Below are 15036 nucleotides of genomic sequence, written 5' to 3'. Positions count from 1 at the left end.
TCAAGTGTGTAAGGGTTGTTTAAGACTAAGACGTAGATAGGTGCGGTGTGTAAGTGTAGTGATACATTGAGCTAACGCATACTAATTGCCCGAGAGGCTTAACTATACAACGCTCAAGTGTTTTTGGGAGCTAAAGTGAAGTAAGAGATGAAAAGCGGAGCGAAGCAAATAAAAATAGAGCGGAAAAGAAGTAAAAGACTAAACAAAGAAAAGTAGATATAGAAGACTCAATAAAAAGAAAATCGGATTCAGCTTGTGGCCAATAAGAACGAGTGAAAGGTCGAGTAAGAGCTGAGTAGCGAGAGATAGAAGAGAAAAGACAAGTTATCAAAGAATTATCCTGGCGGCGATAGTGCGGTGGAACCACCTGAACCATACCGAACTCAGAAGTGAAACGCTGTAATGCCGATGGTAGTGTGGGGCATCCCCATGTGAGAGTAGGGCACCGCCAGGTTTATTTTTTTAGTTTATTCATTGAGTAAATTAAAAAAATAAAAATTTTTGGCAGAGATAGTGCAATAGATCCACCTGATACCATACCGAACTCAGAAGTGAAATGTTGTAATGCTGATGGTAGTGTGGGGTATCCTCATGTGAGAGTAAGGCACTGCCAATTACCACATTTAGCGGAGTGGTAGTTCAGCTGGTTAGAATACCTGCCTGTCACGCAGGGGGTCGCGGGTTCGAGTCCCGTCCATTCCGCCAATTTATTCATACCAATAGGGGCGTAGTTCAATTGGTAGAGCACCGGTCTCCAAAACCGGGTGTTGGGAGTTCGAGCCTCTCCGCCCCTGCCATTAAAAAACCTTTTATTTTCAATAATTTACTACATTGTGAAAATTTTCTTGTGAGAAATCATCGTCTTCATGTGGCGTAAATGTGACATTGTTCGCAAACTCTATCATGTGATCTGCATTTAAATGTGCATATTTCTTTACCATTTCTAATGTTTCCCAACCGCCCATCTCTTTTAACGTATAAAGTGGTGTGCCTGCTTGAACATGCCAGCTTGCCCAAGTATGGCGCAAATCATGAAAGCGGAAATTATGAATATTGCTTTTTTCTAATGCTTGATGGAAATCATGCCAATCAATACGCCCAATTTGTTTATCAGTACCACGATGAAAAACAAATTCACTGCGGCGAGTTTGGTGTAATTTTTGCAATAAATCCAAAGCGGTGTTATTCAACGGTAATGCTCTTGCTTTACCTGATTTTGCTACATCATTTGAAACAATCGCGATACTACGTTCAAAATCCACTTTATCCCATGTCATTGATAAAATCTCTGTCATACGCGCGCCAGTGAATAAAGCAAAAGAACAAACATTTTTCATCCACGCTAAATTCAGATTTGAAATCAGTGTTGTGGCTTGATCTTTTGTAATCCAACGCACGCGGACTTTTGGCTCAACGAATTTTTTAACATAAGGGATTCTATCAATCCAACCATTTTTATAAGCCAGTGAAAGCACCCGCAAAATGGACGTGCGATAGCGGTTTTTTGTCGAAGGCGACAATGGTTTTTTATGAGTGGTTGAGTATGTCGGCAAATTAGTCATAATATCTTCGCCTGTAATATCACTCAATTTCCAACCGCCAAAAACAGCACGCCAATAAATGGCGTGTCTGCGGTTAGTATCAAAATCCTTTTTCAACTTGGCATCTTCCACAAATAATAACAAGGCTTCTTCAAAGAGTTTAGGCGGTTTCTTGTTAAGGTGTGCAATATCCCATAGTTCTGCTTTGATCTTATCGTGTAATTCTTGTGCCTTTTTCTTTACTTCAGTCCCAGCGCTTCGTCTAATTCGTTCGCCACTCGGTGTTGTAATATCGAGCCAATATGTGTTTCCTCTCTTGTAGATTGACATTTATTCTTTCCTCCATTTTTTATATCAGTCAATCCAACCAATCGGATGACATTATTTTTTCTTTTTCTACAACGGTCAAGATCTTCCCTAAAAACTCGCCAAGCTTTCGAACCTTCCATCTGAAAAAAGCCCCATTTAAAACGGTTAGCGAAAACAGTGCTGTAACTTAAATTCAGGAGGTTGGCGACCTCCTTGATTGTTAAAGTGCGATCATGTATTTCCATAATTCACCTCATCATTTATTAAATCTTCTCTATCCATTAATCTATAAAAGCTTTTTACCCACGACAACATTGCGTAAGTTTCACGCAGAATAGATTCTTTATTATTTATATCTCTTTGTATTCTAAGGATACAGCGAAGAATGTGCATAAACTCATTAGGTGTTGTATACCGATATATATAAAATCTACATAAATAAAAATACTCATCATCCGATAATTTACCGAATTTAATTTTTTTATTATCTATTAAATTGAAAAATTCCTCTAAGATAGATTTTATTTCCTTAATAGAATAACGACCACCATAGTCAAATGAATTAAATAAATCTAATAAAATAGGCTCAATCATATTGTCAATTTTCTTTCTCATAAATGGTCACCTAATTAATCCTGTGGAATATCTGCTAGTTGTTGCCATTGTGGTTTATGACTTCCATAGAATGGACTTTGACCATCCTTATCCGCCTCAAGCCACCAAACGGAACCATCATCACAAAGCCCATATAAGATATGTGGATAAGGTCGATTATCGCCTTTTACCGAATGGTTATGCATAACAATTTGAACAATTTTTCTCATTTTTAACCTCACTTTTACACTAATTAACCCTAAAATCCCCCAAGCTCTCGCCCCAACCAAAGGCTTGAGCCAACGGAATTTTTTCTTCTTTAATGAAAACTTCATCGTTTTCACAACAAATCCACCGATAGTCATTAAGCCGTAACCGTCCATGGCGTATTAAAAGATCAATTTGTGACGGTTTTAATGGCGCACCAATAGGCAACATCAATAAATTAGCTTGCTGTTCAATTTTTGAACGGTTACAGTTATTGACACAAGTCCAAGCGGCGCGATGCGCCTTGTTTGTTTCGGTGGGCTCCGAATTAAGTGCGGTGGAACCCAACGCACTTTTCGCTGATTTAATCACCCAGTTTTTTAATTTGGTGATGATTTTCTTTTCTGTGAATCTGTTTTTTACCCCCACAATTTTCTTACGAATCTCCCCGTATTTATTCGGTTCGCATTCCTCGTAGTCAATACAAATCGGCTGATCACAACGTTTTGTCATTGCGCCACCTTGCACTTCTATATAGCTTGCAAAACAGCTTACATCTGCCACAACACGTGCAATATCCAACGTTTCATCATCTGCTACCTCAGACATAGAATCATCAATTTTGCGTAGCTCACGCCACGCGGAAATAGAAGGAAGTCCAAAGAATTGGAATTGACGAAGCCCCCAAATATGATTCCAAGCTGTTGCACGTATCACGTTTTCACGTAAAGTTAAGTTTTTTACTTCATCGGATTTCTCATCTGCTTGATTACCAGCATAAATATTTTTTGACATGTATTTCATTACATAGCCAATCGCTGAACCTTTTTCGCGGTCGATAACTTCTACTTTGCAGCGATATTTTTTAGCACCAAACTCATGACCGTCCATTTCCAAGGCTTTTTTCTTGAATAGTCGGATCACTTCATCTTGATATTTCGGCGATGTATAAACTAATAAATGCCAGTGTGGTGTGCCGTCGTGGTGTGGTTCCACGCCACGATAGCCATAAATCCCTATACCACGTTTAGCATATTGAGCCCGTAATTGTGCCCAAACTTTATTTAAATAAGCCTGCGTATCGCGCGGACTTGCTCCTTGCCATTTTTTATTGCTGGTTCCATTACTGTGCGTAGCATGGAAAGACGATGGGGCGGTTAATGTAAAAAATAGTGCGACATCATTATTTTTTTCTGCATAGTCATCGACACCACGCAATTTATTAATCGTTTCATAGAACTTAATGAGCGGATTCGCGACAGATTTTTTCCACATTTCTATCAATGGCAACTGTTCTGTTTCATCTTCGAGATTCACAAGCATCATTTGTTCGAGATATTCCATATTTGCCGCGCGTTGCGTTTTATATTCATTTAAAGCACTTTGCGACACATAAGGGCTCACTTTTGCCGATACTGCACCACAGCCAATCTCCACATGTTCTTTCAATCGTTTTTGTGCCGTAGTAAGTTGGCGTTTCCAATGTTTTGGGCAAACTGATTTATTCAGATCAACCTCAATGTCATTTACATCTAAGAAACGGTTATCTTGATAAGCGAACCAGTGCTTCAACGGAAAACCAATATCTGCACACACTTCGCCCACTAAACGATAAAGGTCACGAGAAAGTGCGGTAAAATCATCAAAAGATATTTCCCCACGTTCTTTCCGCTCGGCTTGTTCAGTGACAAAATCAGACTGTAATTTCGTAAACAACAGGGCTAATTTGTCTGCCATTTCTTTTAGCTGATGATCACCTAACAAATAAAACGGAAAGTTAGCCGCCTTTTTGCCTTTAGAAAGTGCGACCACTTGTGAATGCGTATCACGGTCAATCAACCAATCAAGGCTAACCTGATAATGTTGAAAAACGGCTTTCAAGCGATTAGTGAGGATTTCACGCAAATAGGTATTGGCATACGCTGCCTGTTTATTACCAAATTTAAACCCGATAGAACCATCATCTTTCACACCGTTGAACGCACGCAACCAAACATGGCGAAAATGCTCACGTTGGCGTTTGCGAGGGAGCGTAGAAAGCAGTTTTTCAACATAATCGAACTGGTGCGGCGCAACAGAAAATAATTCCATTTGCGCCGATGTCGCTTGAACAGTATCGAAAGTGCGGTCAATATTCACCGCACTTTGCATCATCACTGCACGTGCATCTGCCATCGCTTGCTCACGTTTGGCAAGATTGGCATTGCACTCAAGTTCCCAGTTCATCATCAAGAATCCTTACATTGCCGTATTGGCTAAATATTCACTGTGATATTCAAAATATTCTTTGATTTTGTTGTTGGTCGAACTCACTGCACTGAGTAATTCTTCCAAACTCAACACTTCATATTGGGCTAAGTCATAACGGCGTACTTCTTCGATTGCGCCCCAAATGGTATTGTGTAAATTGCCCACCGTTCTTGTTTTTTGTTTGCCATACCAACTATCTTGATCGCCAATCACTTCAACCACTTGAAAGCGGGTGCCAATCGGTAAAATTTCTAGCGTTGCGCCACAATCTAGCGCGATACAAATATTGTTTTCCATCATTTCTCCTTACCAGCGTCTATCTAACCAATCGACAATCAACGCAATTAATCCCATTACCGTCACAGCCGCGCCAAGCACAGCAAATACGGCCATTAAAAAAATCATAAAAAGCTCACTCATCACGTTTCCCCATAAATTGCTTAAAGTCATATTGGCGGGTCTTTTCCTGTTTGATTTGCCCTTCCTCAATCCCTTTTTTGAAACAATATTCAGCGCGTGCAAAACTCCAGTTTGTTTGAGTTTCGGTTGGTGCCGCTATCCACGCTGAACGCCATTGTTTGGCGGCTAAGCCATAATTGCCTTGTTGCTCACTTTCTTTTGCGTGTTGCGCATGGTCTAAATAAGTTTTAATCGCTAATTTTTTCATTTTGCATTTCTCGCTAAGTAAATTACCGCGTCGGCAGCATCAATCATTTTGGGAAAAATCAAATCGGCGTCGTCATCACACCCTTGTGCTTTCAACTGCAGCCACAGCGCGCGAAAATAACGATATTTGAGGTGCCATTTCTGCGCGGATTTATTGGCAAGGTTGGTCATCTTTTTCTCCCCATTTGTCGATTTGGAAAAATTCACTGGCAGTGATGCCTTGCGGAAAAGACTTGGAAAGTTCCCGCACTTCATATAAGGCATTGGCAATCTTACGTTTTCCATCATCGTTAAATTGAGCTAGCTTATTACCGCGGCTGTAACGGTTGATCAGATACAGGCTACGCACTACGTCCGCATTTTTGTTTTCTGGTGTAATGTCAATGCCAGCCCACTGCAGCAATTTGGTGCGTAAATAAGGCGAAAGCTCATTGAATGCACGCTCTACGCGATAACGGCTTTTGCCGGTGAAATGCAGCGCATCGGCATAACTGCGCACCTTCGGTACCGCCACCTTATGCGCCCAACACCATTTCTCTGCCAGTGATTCCGTTTCATCGTCAAAGCAATAAGGCATTAAGGCCATCACTCACCCCCATTCATTTATTTACGGAACCACCGTGCAACGCGTTGGAAAATACTTTGTTCACGTGCCCACTGTTCTTCTTCAAGTAACGCAATGCGATCACTGAGTGATTCATTCAGCAATACTTGCTGTGAGTTCACGCCTGCTTGGTGCGAAATAGCCCGTTGTAAAAGTAAAATATGGCGCGTTTGTTCATTCAATTTTTGTTGTAACTGCCACACATTCACACGGCTACGCGGCGTGTTTTTTTCTTTACTGTACACATATTTTTTGCTTGTCATTTGCTCAAACTCCTAAATTTTGGTTGCAAAAATCCTGTCGAATGAATTTCTTCAAACGACGGCGGTTAAATTACTGTTGGAAAATTAAGAATTAATCGGTTTCGATTTGAATCTGCCGAGGGTCAATATTCTTGCGTGATTTTTCTGATGCTGTCCACGTTGCAATCTCATGAGCATCACGCATACCAAGGCTGCGTTTAAAATTGGACAGAATGATTTCAAAATCGCATTCAAAATCACGACAACGCGGATTACAGCACACGAGATGACCTTTAAAATAGGTCAAACTAATTGCACTTGATGTATCAATGTTTAAAGGCCCTTCACAAATTGGGCATTTCACTAATGATTTAACGGTAAAACTTGGATATTGAGACACACACACCACCTTTTGTTATACTGATTATCCCATTTCGTTAAAAAAGGAATTTTTATGTCATTAGAACAACGCATTGAAAAACTTGAAGCGCAAATGCAAAAACGCATTGAACGTTATGCTTTGCTATCAGACTTGCTTTATCAACAAGTAAAACTTCAAAGCATTATTCTGCATCATTTAAAGACACGCGAGACGTTGCTTGGATACGATCCTTTATTTGCGCCACTTCTTGAGCAACAACTCGCCCAATATGATCAGATGTTATCTGAGCTTGCTCTGGAAGATACGGTTGCCCGTGAATATATACATTCACTAAAAGATCTCCTTGAACCGTAATATTCATTCCTGATGTTGTATTACTAAGCTCAGTCCCCGCTGGGCTTTCTTTTTTTTCACACATACACACCTTCTTTTTTGTTCTACGCTCTCCACATTCCCCAATATGGATTGCACGGTTATTAAAATTAAAAGATAATCAACACCATAAAGCACGACACCATTGAAAATAACGCCACGAGGTATGCCATGCTGACTCGATTTTTACGATTTCTCATATTTATCCTTAACTGGTCTATTGTTGCTGGAATTGTTTGGCTTAATTTCATCTTATTAAGTAACAATCCCACTCTTACCCTGCTTGATTACACTTTTAACCCACGTCAACTGTGTTTTTTTAATGCGTTGTTAATGGGTTTATTCACTTACAAAGAACGCCACTGCATAAAACAAGAAATCATTCGTTTCGTTCGTTGGTTTAAAAGTCTTTAATTCCTTTCAAACACCTGTTTCAGACTTTCGTAAATTGTTGACCAATCTACATCGGGTCTGAGTTCGGTTGGGTTTACTTCAAATTTTGTGGCTTGGATGATGGGGGGAATATATTTCACATCCATCATATTTTTACCACAGACCCATTTATTCACAGCTTGCTGACTTGCTCCGCAAGCTTGAGCTAATAACTTCTGTTTTCCGCAGATTTCAACTGCTTTTTTAATTCCAGTCATAGTCCACCTTTGCTATTCAAAAGGCATTTTACAACCTTATGGTTGTAATTTACAACCTTAATATATAAAAATCAACTACTTTTGTTGATTTATTTTATACTACTTAAGTTGTAAAATTAAAAAATAGGAGATTGATTATGCAAACTTTAGCTGATCGCATACGCATTGAATTAAGTAAAAAACGTCTTTCACAACAATGGTTAGCAGAACAAGTCGGTGTTTCACAACAAGCCATTGCAAAAGTTGTGAATGGCGATACGAAGTCACCAAAAAATATCGTTGAAATTGCGACCGCACTTGGTGTGGATGTGAATTGGTTAAAAACTGGGGAGGGGGAGCCAAACTCCGATTATATTCGTGTCGTCAGTATGTATGAACCGAAAGTTGAAAACACTATCCGAGTAGAAATATTGGATATTGAAGCCAGTGCAGGAAATGGCTCGTTTTTAACTCGGACAGAACAAGGCTTATTAGCACAAGAGTTCGACCTGGATTTCTTTCGTCGCCAATTTGGGCGCACCGATGCTAAAAATTTAAAAATTATTGCGGTGAAAGGCGATAGCATGGCGCCGACATTGGAAAGCGGCGATTTGCTTTATGTCGATGTATCAGAAAATTATTTTAGTGCGGATGGGCTTTATGTGTTCACGTTTGATGATCACACATTCATTAAACGCTTGCAAAAACGTGGACGTGAAATGTGGGCGATTTCTGATAATAAAGAAGAGTATAAAGAGTGGGAGATAAAACAGGATGATCCTGTCTATATTCACGGACGCGTGGTGTTTAGTTTGCCGATGAAGATGAAGAAGTGGTAGCGATTAACTCGAGGGATTTGTAGGGGAAAATTATCATCGACATAACAAAAGATAAAAATGGATAGAGAAAATGAACTTTGTTTCACTTATTACAAATGATGCTGATTTTGAGGTTTTTGCGGTTGCCTGTTGTGCTAAGATTCTTGGGCGTGGTGTAGTCGGATTTTCTAAAGGTCCAGATGGTGGGCGTGATGGCTTATTTTCTGGAACAGCAAATGATTTTCCAAGTGCAGCCAAACCTTGGAAAACAGAAGGAAGTAAGATAGTTGTTATTCAGGCAAAACATACCCAGAAATTAAACCTCACGACAGGACTTAAAGATTTTAGAGATATTATTGAAGGGGAACTTCCTAAACTGAAAAAAATGGTAGAAGAAGGAAAAATCGGTTTCTATTTATTGATAACGAATAGAAAAGAAACTGGTAAGCCTCATTCAACTCTTATTGATCTTATTCATCAAGAAACAGGGTTGCCTTATGAAAATATTGCAATATTAGGCAGAGAATATCTTGATCGTTTAATTAGTAGCTATCCAGAAATTATCAGGGAAGCAGGGCTTGAGCACTTAATTGAAGTTTATGCGGAGTTATTGACAACTAGTCATATTGCAGATGTAATAAGAAAATGTAAGTTATTAGTTGCACTAACAAATAGTCAAACGCAAGACGATAACAGCCTGTTAGAACGTTGTGATTTAGCCACAAAGAACGAAAAAAACAATGCGTCACCTAATTTTGCTGAAATAATGATGCGTTATTTTGACCCTTACATTAAACAGATTGATGATGTATTACGCAATCCAGAGAATAGTGCGTTAAAAGAAGACTATAAAGATCTTGTTTTAGATACTAAAGCCAAACTTGAAGCCCTTTATAGTGATAATTATATAAATAGAAGATTGGAAGATTTAATTTCTCATTTTGTTGAAAGTGAAAAGAGCCATGGCAAAGATTTTGAGAAAAGAGTTCGAGTATTGGTTTATTATATGTATTGGAATTGTGATATAGGTCGCAAAGAGTAGGATATGATAAAAATTCAACCTGATAAATATACGGATCCTGACAAATCAGTTATGTATGCTGCAACTTTAATGTTGAAATCATTAAAGGAAGGTAGATACATCTCTTTTGATGAATTACTTTCCGTTGTAAAAAAAGCAACGGATTGCGATTATGTTTTATTTATGCCAGCAATAAATTTACTTTATTTATTGGGTTTGGTTGAGTATCACTCAACAAATGATTCCTTTGAATATATAGGAAAATAAAATGCGATTAATGAAGCTTTACTCAAATAAAGAGAATATTTTTAAAACCTTAATGTTCAATAACGGTGTTAATGCAGTTGTTGGAACAGTTATGAGTGAACAGAAATATTTAGATGATGGAAAAAAGCATTCCCATAATCTAGGTAAATCTACATTAGCCCAAATTATTGATTTTTGTTTGATTTGTGAGCATCAAAAACATGTTTTATTATCCGTAGATAAGCTTAATGACTTTGAGTTTTACCTTGAAATATATTTAAATGATTCAAAAACGGAAGAAATCCCCCAGTATTTAACAATTTGTAGAACTGTGCGTAATCCTTCAAAAATAAGTTTTAAGAAGCATACTTCCCCAAATCAAGATTTTCGGGGATTAATGCCGGATGAGTGGTCAGCTTATCAACTAAGTTCCAGGGAGGCTCGTAGCTATTTAGAAGGTCTGTTAGGATTTAAATTTCTAAGAGGGTATTCTTATCGTAAATTTTTTGCTTACTTACTTCGTACGCAGTCTGATTTTACAGATGTATTCAAATTAAGTCGTAATAGCCGTTCAAAAGATAAGGATTGGAAACCTTTTCTATCTCGTTTGTTGGGGTTTGATGATGAGCTATTGAGCCGTCTGTATAATAAAGAAGATGAAATCAAGGCGTTAAATGAAGAAATTAAATTAAGAAAAAAAATTAATCGGATAGATAATAAAGGATTTTCAGAAATCGAGGCACAAATTGCATTTATTAAAACACAAATTTCTAATGCTGAAATTGCATTGTCAAAACTTGATTTTGGAAGTGAAGATAAAGAAAGTATCCGAAAATTGGTCGATAATATTGATGATAATATTGTTTCATTAAATGCTCAGTTGTACCAACTAGAAGGGAGAAAACAACGCCTTGAAAGCTCCTTAAAGCCAACAAAGATTCTTTTTGATACAACAGAGGCTGACTCTCTTTTTAAAGAAGCAGGCGTGTTTTTTTCTAATCAGTTGAAAAAAGATTTTGATCAACTGATTAGGTTTAATCAGGCTATTAACCAAGAGAGAAATGAATACTTATCTGATGATTTGGAAAAAACAAATTCTAGAATAGGAAGTATTCAATCTCGCTTGATGGAACTAAATCAAGAAAGAAGTGAAAAATTATCATTTCTTAATGAAAAGGAAATTTTTGAAAAATATAAACAAACATCTGCGTTCTTAGATAAAAATAGAGTTGAGCTCATTCTTTTAGAACAGCAAAAAAGCGTTATTGAAGATCTCTCTAATGCAAATACTATTTTAACTGAAGAAAAACAGAAACGTGGTGATTTGGTTCAATCTATTGAAAAAGACCTAACATATAAAGTGCGAAATGATTCAAATAGTCAGTTCATCAAAATTCGGGATTATTTTGTTTCAATTATTATGGATGTCGTTGGAGAGCAGGCAATTATTAAGGTTGAGCAAAATACAAAAGGATATATTGATTTTGATGCTTATTTCGAGAATCAAGGTATAAAAAATCATAAAGATAAAGGAACATCATTTAAAAAGTTACTATGTATTGCATTTGATATGGCAATCGCTCGTTATTATGCTGAGCAAGGTTATCATTCTTTTATTTATCATGATGGGATCTTAGAATCGCTTGATAATAATCCTAAAAGGAATTTATTAAATGTTATTCGTGAGTATTCACAATTTGGTATTCAGCACTTTATTACATTATTGTCAGATGAAGTTGTTTCGTTATTAGATGAGGGCGTTAAACCTGATGAAATTACTCTTGCATTAAATGATGCAGAAGATAATACAGGAAGATTATTCCAAATGGATACTTGGTAACAGATAGCCTACGCAACACGTAGGCTTTTTTACAAGGAAAACCCATGAAAAAACTCATCGCACTTTTTGCCTTACTGCCGTTTGTTTCGCACGCTGCGATTCTACCCAATGCGGCGATTGCGGAATTTGATGAATTTGAACGCGTGGAAGATGTATCATTAATGCATAGGGAGCTGACGGTGCATACGACGCACGAAAGCCTTTCTAAACAATTAGGCAAATATTATGCCTTTGGCGCGTGTGAAATTGCTGGACTTTCTGATGAATGGCGTGATGTGCAGTTTAATCGCATTCGTGTGGAAAATTTATCTGGCAATCAGGGCGTGAAATGGCAAATTAGCCGCGAGGAATGCAAGAAAATTATGGGGGGCGATTATTCTGATGTTCAAATTGAAAAAGGTTATTTAGGGCGTAAACGGTTTCGTCAATTCTAGGGCGAAGATTCGCCCTACTATGCTTTTTCGTTCATTTCCTCTAACATTAATTCACATTCTATTTGGCTGGTGAAGCCGTTTTCTGGTGTGATGTTATGTGTCACGCGTGTGATTAGCCAGAGAGAACCATCAATTTCTGTTTTAAACCCACTCACTTCAACTGGCATTTCTGGTATCAGTTCTGCATTGCCTAGAGCTAAATTCAGGTTAAATTTTGCTGTGCCTCGTTTCAGTTTTTTGAAGGTTTTTTCTGCAAGCTGAATGGCATAGCTTCGGCTGGCATAGGTGTGTGGTAAGGTTTTAATGCTTTCGGCATCACTTTTGATTTGTGTGCCTTTTACATCATTAATCATTCTGCTCTTTCCAGTTTGATAGCGGGTGTCTTTAATGCTTTTGCCATTTTCACCTTTGATAAGTTCGCCTTGTTGATTGCGTCGGGCGCGTGTTACTTTTCGCATTGTGGCTTTTTTGATTTGAATGCGTTGGGAATGTTTATCCCAAAGTACTTCGCCGCGCTTGCCAGTGTTGTTATCGTGCCAATAAACTTTCACACCGTCATAGTTTTCGCTTTCTGAAATGGAAAAATGGTGACTATCGCCCGATTGACGCGTAATCATCAACGGCGGTATGGGCTTTCCGTTCACGGTTTTGGCTTCACCAGCTTTCATAAACAGCAAGTAGTCATTTTTTACACCAGCAATGGCATCATAGGCTTCCGCAAGGCGTTGTAATAAATTGAGCGAACTTTCATTGGTTTGATCTAAGTGAGAAATCTCAATTTGTGCGAGGCTTTCGCTAATTTGCGCGGTGAGTTGATTTTCTTGGGCAATTTGGCGAACAATTTGACCTAATGTGGTGTGATGAAAACTGCGCTCAAAGTGATTTTTTAGTGAACCGCGCAAATCCGCACTACGCGCTCGAATGGTGAGGCTATCTGGTGCGCCACTATGTTCGACTTCATCCACGATATATTCCCCTTTAAAAATCAGCGGTGCCCCTTTCCACCCCATACCTAGTGATAATAAAGCACCGCGTGCTGGGATGGCTAATTTGCCGTCACTATCGTCTAGTTGGATATCGAGCTGATCGGCTTCAAAACCGCGGTTATCCGTAAGCGTTAAACTCATCAAACGGCTGGATATTAAAAGGGAAATATCCTCTTTTTTGCCTTTTTCCGCTTTCGGGTGAACCGTTAAATGCACTTGTGGAATGGGGTGGGTTTTATCAAAATTAAACATTAAAACATCCCCATGATAGATTCAGCAATATCGATTAGCATTGGATCATCGGTGCGTTTTAGGCTCATGCTGAAATCAATCGCACGAGGTGCACCATCGCCAAAAAATTCTGTTCGGGTTTCTTGCACGCTTTCGATCACAAAAAAACCGATAATTTCAAAGGTTGCACCGTCAATTAGCGGAAATGCACCGCCACTGTCTGCCATTAATTCCAGGGCTTTAATGGAAAATCTACCGCCAGTGATTTCTGGGATTAATCTGCCACTAATCGTCACAGTTTCGCTTTCTTTGCCGGTGAACTGTGTTTTTGGCATTGCTCCAACAATGGCATTGGTTGGATGTCGCCAATTTGATGTGCGGTCTAAACTTTGAAAAGGCACGGTTTGCCGAGTAAAAACAAACATACCCAATGTGGCAAGTGCGAAGTTTTGGAACATAAATAATCCTAAAGAAAAGTGCGGTCAAAAAATCCCATGATTTCTGACCGCACTTGATGAATTAGCAAAATAAAAACGCAATGCCGAAAACGACAAGCAGCCAAAAGATAATTGAGAGGGTGATTATCCCTCCCCATACCATGTATCTTGGTAAATTAAACAGGTAATTAATCAGTTTCTGTTTCATTTCGTTCTCTTGCTTTTTCTCGCCATTGCATTAATTCGGAAAATGTCATTTGCTCAAAGGCTTGTGGTTGCCAGTGGAAGATGATGGCAATGTCTGCCATGGCATCTTCCACTGTGGCGGCAATCATTACTCGGTCGCTTCGGTTTCCACTTCCGAGTTCTTCCCTAAAAAACCGACAGCCGCCGCAGCAAGCTCGGTAAAATCCGCCACTTCCATGGTGACAAAATCGGATTTATGCAAAACAGGGGTGGTGACACGTACAAGTAAAACTTGTAATGCGTCCACATCCATTTGCAACACATCAAACATTTTTAAGCCTTTTAATGCGGGCACCGTTGGTTTATTGACGGTGATTTCCGTGATTTGGTTTTCGCCACGAGTAATAGGGGTGGTTAAGGTGATGATTTTGGTGTTTTCTGTTTTCATTTTATGTTTCCTTTAAAATCCCTCTTTTTTTGTAAAGAGGGGTGGGGGATTTAATAAAAGCCCCTTTCGGGGCAAGGTGTGTGAATTAAATACCGATTGCAGAACGATGCTCAGCTAAACGATCAGTGCCACCGACAATGAAAACGGAATTGATTAGGTCAATTTCCACAAGGTCTTTGCCGTTTTCGATGATTTTGTAGTAGGTTAATGGCACAGTGTAGCTTTGTTCGGTGTCATCGCCCGATTTACTGGTGCCGTTGTCAATTTCGCTGAAACGACCACGCATGACCAGTTCGATTGAAACCACTTCTTCGGTGTCATCTTGTTGATAGGCGCCCGCAAAACGTAATGCTGTGCCGTCAATTTTTCCGCCAAATTCTTTGATAAGTTCGGTCATATAACCGCCCATCTTGAATTGTGCTTCCAAGCCTTCCACGCCTAAATTCACTTTTACTGGACCAAACATGCCGCCTGCGCGGTATTCTTCCAGTTTCATGGCTAATTTAGGTTGGGTAATTTCGGTAACTTGGCCACGGTAAGAATTACCGTCAGCCAAAAAATTCATTAATTTGAGTTTACGAGGTAATGCCATT

22 protein-coding genes, 2 tRNA genes and 3 rRNA genes are annotated in these 15036 nt (G+C 38.9%); 11 read left to right on the top strand and 16 right to left on the bottom strand.

Going from position 1 to position 15036, the window contains the following annotated elements; translation table 11 throughout:
• The 5 genes from DV434_RS10755 to DV434_RS02175 form a co-directional block, all read left to right on the top strand.
• Nucleotides 1-106: ribosomal RNA gene (locus DV434_RS10755) — 23S ribosomal RNA — on the top strand; the annotation flags it as partial.
• A gap of 233 nt (nucleotides 107-339) precedes the next feature.
• Nucleotides 340-454 (top strand): 5S ribosomal RNA (gene rrf / locus DV434_RS02190).
• A 46-nt stretch (nucleotides 455-500) separates the two neighbouring features.
• Nucleotides 501-616 (top strand): 5S ribosomal RNA (rrf, locus tag DV434_RS02185).
• Between the two features lie 12 nt (nucleotides 617-628).
• Nucleotides 629-705: transfer RNA gene (locus DV434_RS02180), tRNA-Asp, on the top strand.
• A gap of 16 nt (nucleotides 706-721) precedes the next feature.
• Nucleotides 722-797, top strand: a tRNA-Trp gene (locus tag DV434_RS02175).
• Between the two features lie 18 nt (nucleotides 798-815).
• Here the strand turns inward: DV434_RS02175 and DV434_RS02170 are convergent.
• From DV434_RS02170 to DV434_RS02125, 10 genes are all read right to left on the bottom strand, one after another.
• On the bottom strand, nucleotides 816-1871 hold the full coding sequence (locus tag DV434_RS02170; RefSeq protein WP_118811445.1) for a tyrosine-type recombinase/integrase: 1056 nt from the start codon (nucleotides 1869-1871) through the stop codon (nucleotides 816-818).
• 210 nt (nucleotides 1872-2081) lie between these two features.
• Nucleotides 2082-2465 (bottom strand): hypothetical protein, encoded by a 384-nt coding sequence (locus DV434_RS02160; RefSeq protein WP_118811444.1) that lies wholly within the window; start codon nucleotides 2463-2465, stop codon nucleotides 2082-2084.
• 14 nt (nucleotides 2466-2479) lie between these two features.
• Nucleotides 2480-2674 (bottom strand): hypothetical protein, encoded by a 195-nt coding sequence (locus DV434_RS02155; protein WP_118811443.1) that lies wholly within the window; start codon nucleotides 2672-2674, stop codon nucleotides 2480-2482.
• A gap of 19 nt (nucleotides 2675-2693) precedes the next feature.
• A complete protein-coding gene (locus tag DV434_RS02150; RefSeq protein WP_118811442.1) occupies nucleotides 2694-4880 on the bottom strand; it encodes a replication endonuclease in 2187 nt (728 codons plus the stop codon).
• A 9-nt stretch (nucleotides 4881-4889) separates the two neighbouring features.
• A complete protein-coding gene (locus DV434_RS02145) occupies nucleotides 4890-5198 on the bottom strand; it encodes a hypothetical protein (RefSeq protein ID WP_118811441.1) in 309 nt (102 codons plus the stop codon).
• Between the two features lie 115 nt (nucleotides 5199-5313).
• Complete coding sequence (locus DV434_RS02140; protein WP_118811440.1) at nucleotides 5314-5568, bottom strand: ANR family transcriptional regulator; 255 nt, start codon at nucleotides 5566-5568, stop codon at nucleotides 5314-5316.
• Entirely contained in the window at nucleotides 5565-5738 is a 174-nt protein-coding gene (locus tag DV434_RS10750) for a hypothetical protein (protein ID WP_192882513.1), read from the bottom strand. Before DV434_RS10750 ends, DV434_RS02140 begins: the two co-directional genes overlap by 4 nt.
• Entirely contained in the window at nucleotides 5719-6153 is a 435-nt protein-coding gene (locus DV434_RS02135; protein ID WP_118811439.1) for a hypothetical protein, read from the bottom strand. The genes DV434_RS10750 and DV434_RS02135 overlap by 20 nt, the downstream gene beginning before the upstream one ends.
• A gap of 17 nt (nucleotides 6154-6170) precedes the next feature.
• Complete coding sequence (locus DV434_RS02130) at nucleotides 6171-6434, bottom strand: hypothetical protein (protein WP_118811438.1); 264 nt, start codon at nucleotides 6432-6434, stop codon at nucleotides 6171-6173.
• Nucleotides 6435-6525: 91 nt separating this feature from the next.
• Nucleotides 6526-6813 (bottom strand): hypothetical protein, encoded by a 288-nt coding sequence (locus DV434_RS02125; RefSeq protein ID WP_042593897.1) that lies wholly within the window; start codon nucleotides 6811-6813, stop codon nucleotides 6526-6528.
• Nucleotides 6814-6867: 54 nt separating this feature from the next.
• On the opposite strand from DV434_RS02125, the gene DV434_RS02120 reads away from it, so the two are divergent.
• Nucleotides 6868-7149: a hypothetical protein gene (locus DV434_RS02120; protein WP_118811437.1), complete on the top strand. Its 282-nt coding sequence runs from the start codon at nucleotides 6868-6870 to the stop codon at nucleotides 7147-7149.
• Nucleotides 7150-7577: 428 nt separating this feature from the next.
• Here DV434_RS02120 and DV434_RS02115 read toward each other — a convergent pair whose 3' ends face one another.
• Nucleotides 7578-7817, bottom strand: coding sequence for a helix-turn-helix domain-containing protein (locus tag DV434_RS02115; RefSeq protein WP_118811436.1), 240 nt, complete (start codon nucleotides 7815-7817; stop codon nucleotides 7578-7580).
• 137 nt (nucleotides 7818-7954) lie between these two features.
• Here DV434_RS02115 and DV434_RS02110 point away from each other — a divergent pair, with 137 nt between their 5' ends.
• The 5 genes from DV434_RS02110 (at nucleotide 7955) to DV434_RS02090 (ending at nucleotide 12155) form a co-directional block, all read left to right on the top strand.
• On the top strand, nucleotides 7955-8635 hold the full coding sequence (locus DV434_RS02110) for an XRE family transcriptional regulator (RefSeq protein WP_118811435.1): 681 nt from the start codon (nucleotides 7955-7957) through the stop codon (nucleotides 8633-8635).
• Between the two features lie 70 nt (nucleotides 8636-8705).
• Complete coding sequence (locus tag DV434_RS02105) at nucleotides 8706-9656, top strand: ABC-three component system protein (RefSeq protein ID WP_118811434.1); 951 nt, start codon at nucleotides 8706-8708, stop codon at nucleotides 9654-9656.
• A gap of 3 nt (nucleotides 9657-9659) precedes the next feature.
• Nucleotides 9660-9902: an ABC-three component system middle component 8 gene (locus tag DV434_RS02100; RefSeq protein WP_239994341.1), complete on the top strand. Its 243-nt coding sequence runs from the start codon at nucleotides 9660-9662 to the stop codon at nucleotides 9900-9902.
• Between the two features lies 1 nt (nucleotide 9903).
• On the top strand, nucleotides 9904-11721 hold the full coding sequence (locus tag DV434_RS02095; RefSeq protein WP_118811433.1) for a DUF2326 domain-containing protein: 1818 nt from the start codon (nucleotides 9904-9906) through the stop codon (nucleotides 11719-11721).
• A gap of 44 nt (nucleotides 11722-11765) precedes the next feature.
• Nucleotides 11766-12155 carry a hypothetical protein gene (locus DV434_RS02090; protein ID WP_118811432.1) on the top strand — a complete coding sequence of 130 codons (390 nt, stop codon included), beginning with the start codon at nucleotides 11766-11768 and terminating at the stop codon, nucleotides 12153-12155.
• A gap of 17 nt (nucleotides 12156-12172) precedes the next feature.
• Here DV434_RS02090 and DV434_RS02085 read toward each other — a convergent pair whose 3' ends face one another.
• The 5 genes from DV434_RS02085 to DV434_RS02065 form a co-directional block, all read right to left on the bottom strand.
• Nucleotides 12173-13393: a phage late control D family protein gene (locus DV434_RS02085; protein WP_118811431.1), complete on the bottom strand. Its 1221-nt coding sequence runs from the start codon at nucleotides 13391-13393 to the stop codon at nucleotides 12173-12175.
• Nucleotides 13393-13830 (bottom strand): phage tail protein, encoded by a 438-nt coding sequence (locus DV434_RS02080; RefSeq protein WP_118811430.1) that lies wholly within the window; start codon nucleotides 13828-13830, stop codon nucleotides 13393-13395. The genes DV434_RS02085 and DV434_RS02080 overlap by 1 nt, the downstream gene beginning before the upstream one ends.
• 167 nt (nucleotides 13831-13997) lie before the next feature.
• On the bottom strand, nucleotides 13998-14144 hold the full coding sequence (locus DV434_RS02075) for a GpE family phage tail protein (RefSeq protein ID WP_005633772.1): 147 nt from the start codon (nucleotides 14142-14144) through the stop codon (nucleotides 13998-14000).
• The gene (locus DV434_RS02070; RefSeq protein WP_118811429.1) at nucleotides 14144-14443 is read right to left on the bottom strand and encodes a phage tail assembly protein; all 300 of its coding nucleotides are present in this window, start codon (nucleotides 14441-14443) and stop codon (nucleotides 14144-14146) included. The genes DV434_RS02075 and DV434_RS02070 overlap by 1 nt, the downstream gene beginning before the upstream one ends.
• An 85-nt stretch (nucleotides 14444-14528) precedes the next feature.
• Nucleotides 14529-15035, bottom strand: coding sequence for a phage major tail tube protein (locus DV434_RS02065; RefSeq protein WP_118811428.1), 507 nt, complete (start codon nucleotides 15033-15035; stop codon nucleotides 14529-14531).
• Nucleotide 15036 lies beyond the last annotated feature (1 nt).

Origin of the sequence: Haemophilus haemolyticus (assembly GCF_003493685.1) — a bacterium.
Taxonomy (GTDB): domain Bacteria; phylum Pseudomonadota; class Gammaproteobacteria; order Enterobacterales; family Pasteurellaceae; genus Haemophilus; species Haemophilus haemolyticus_O.
The sequence above is the reverse complement of the archived record's forward strand: the minus strand, read 5'-3'. Positions and strand labels throughout refer to the sequence as shown.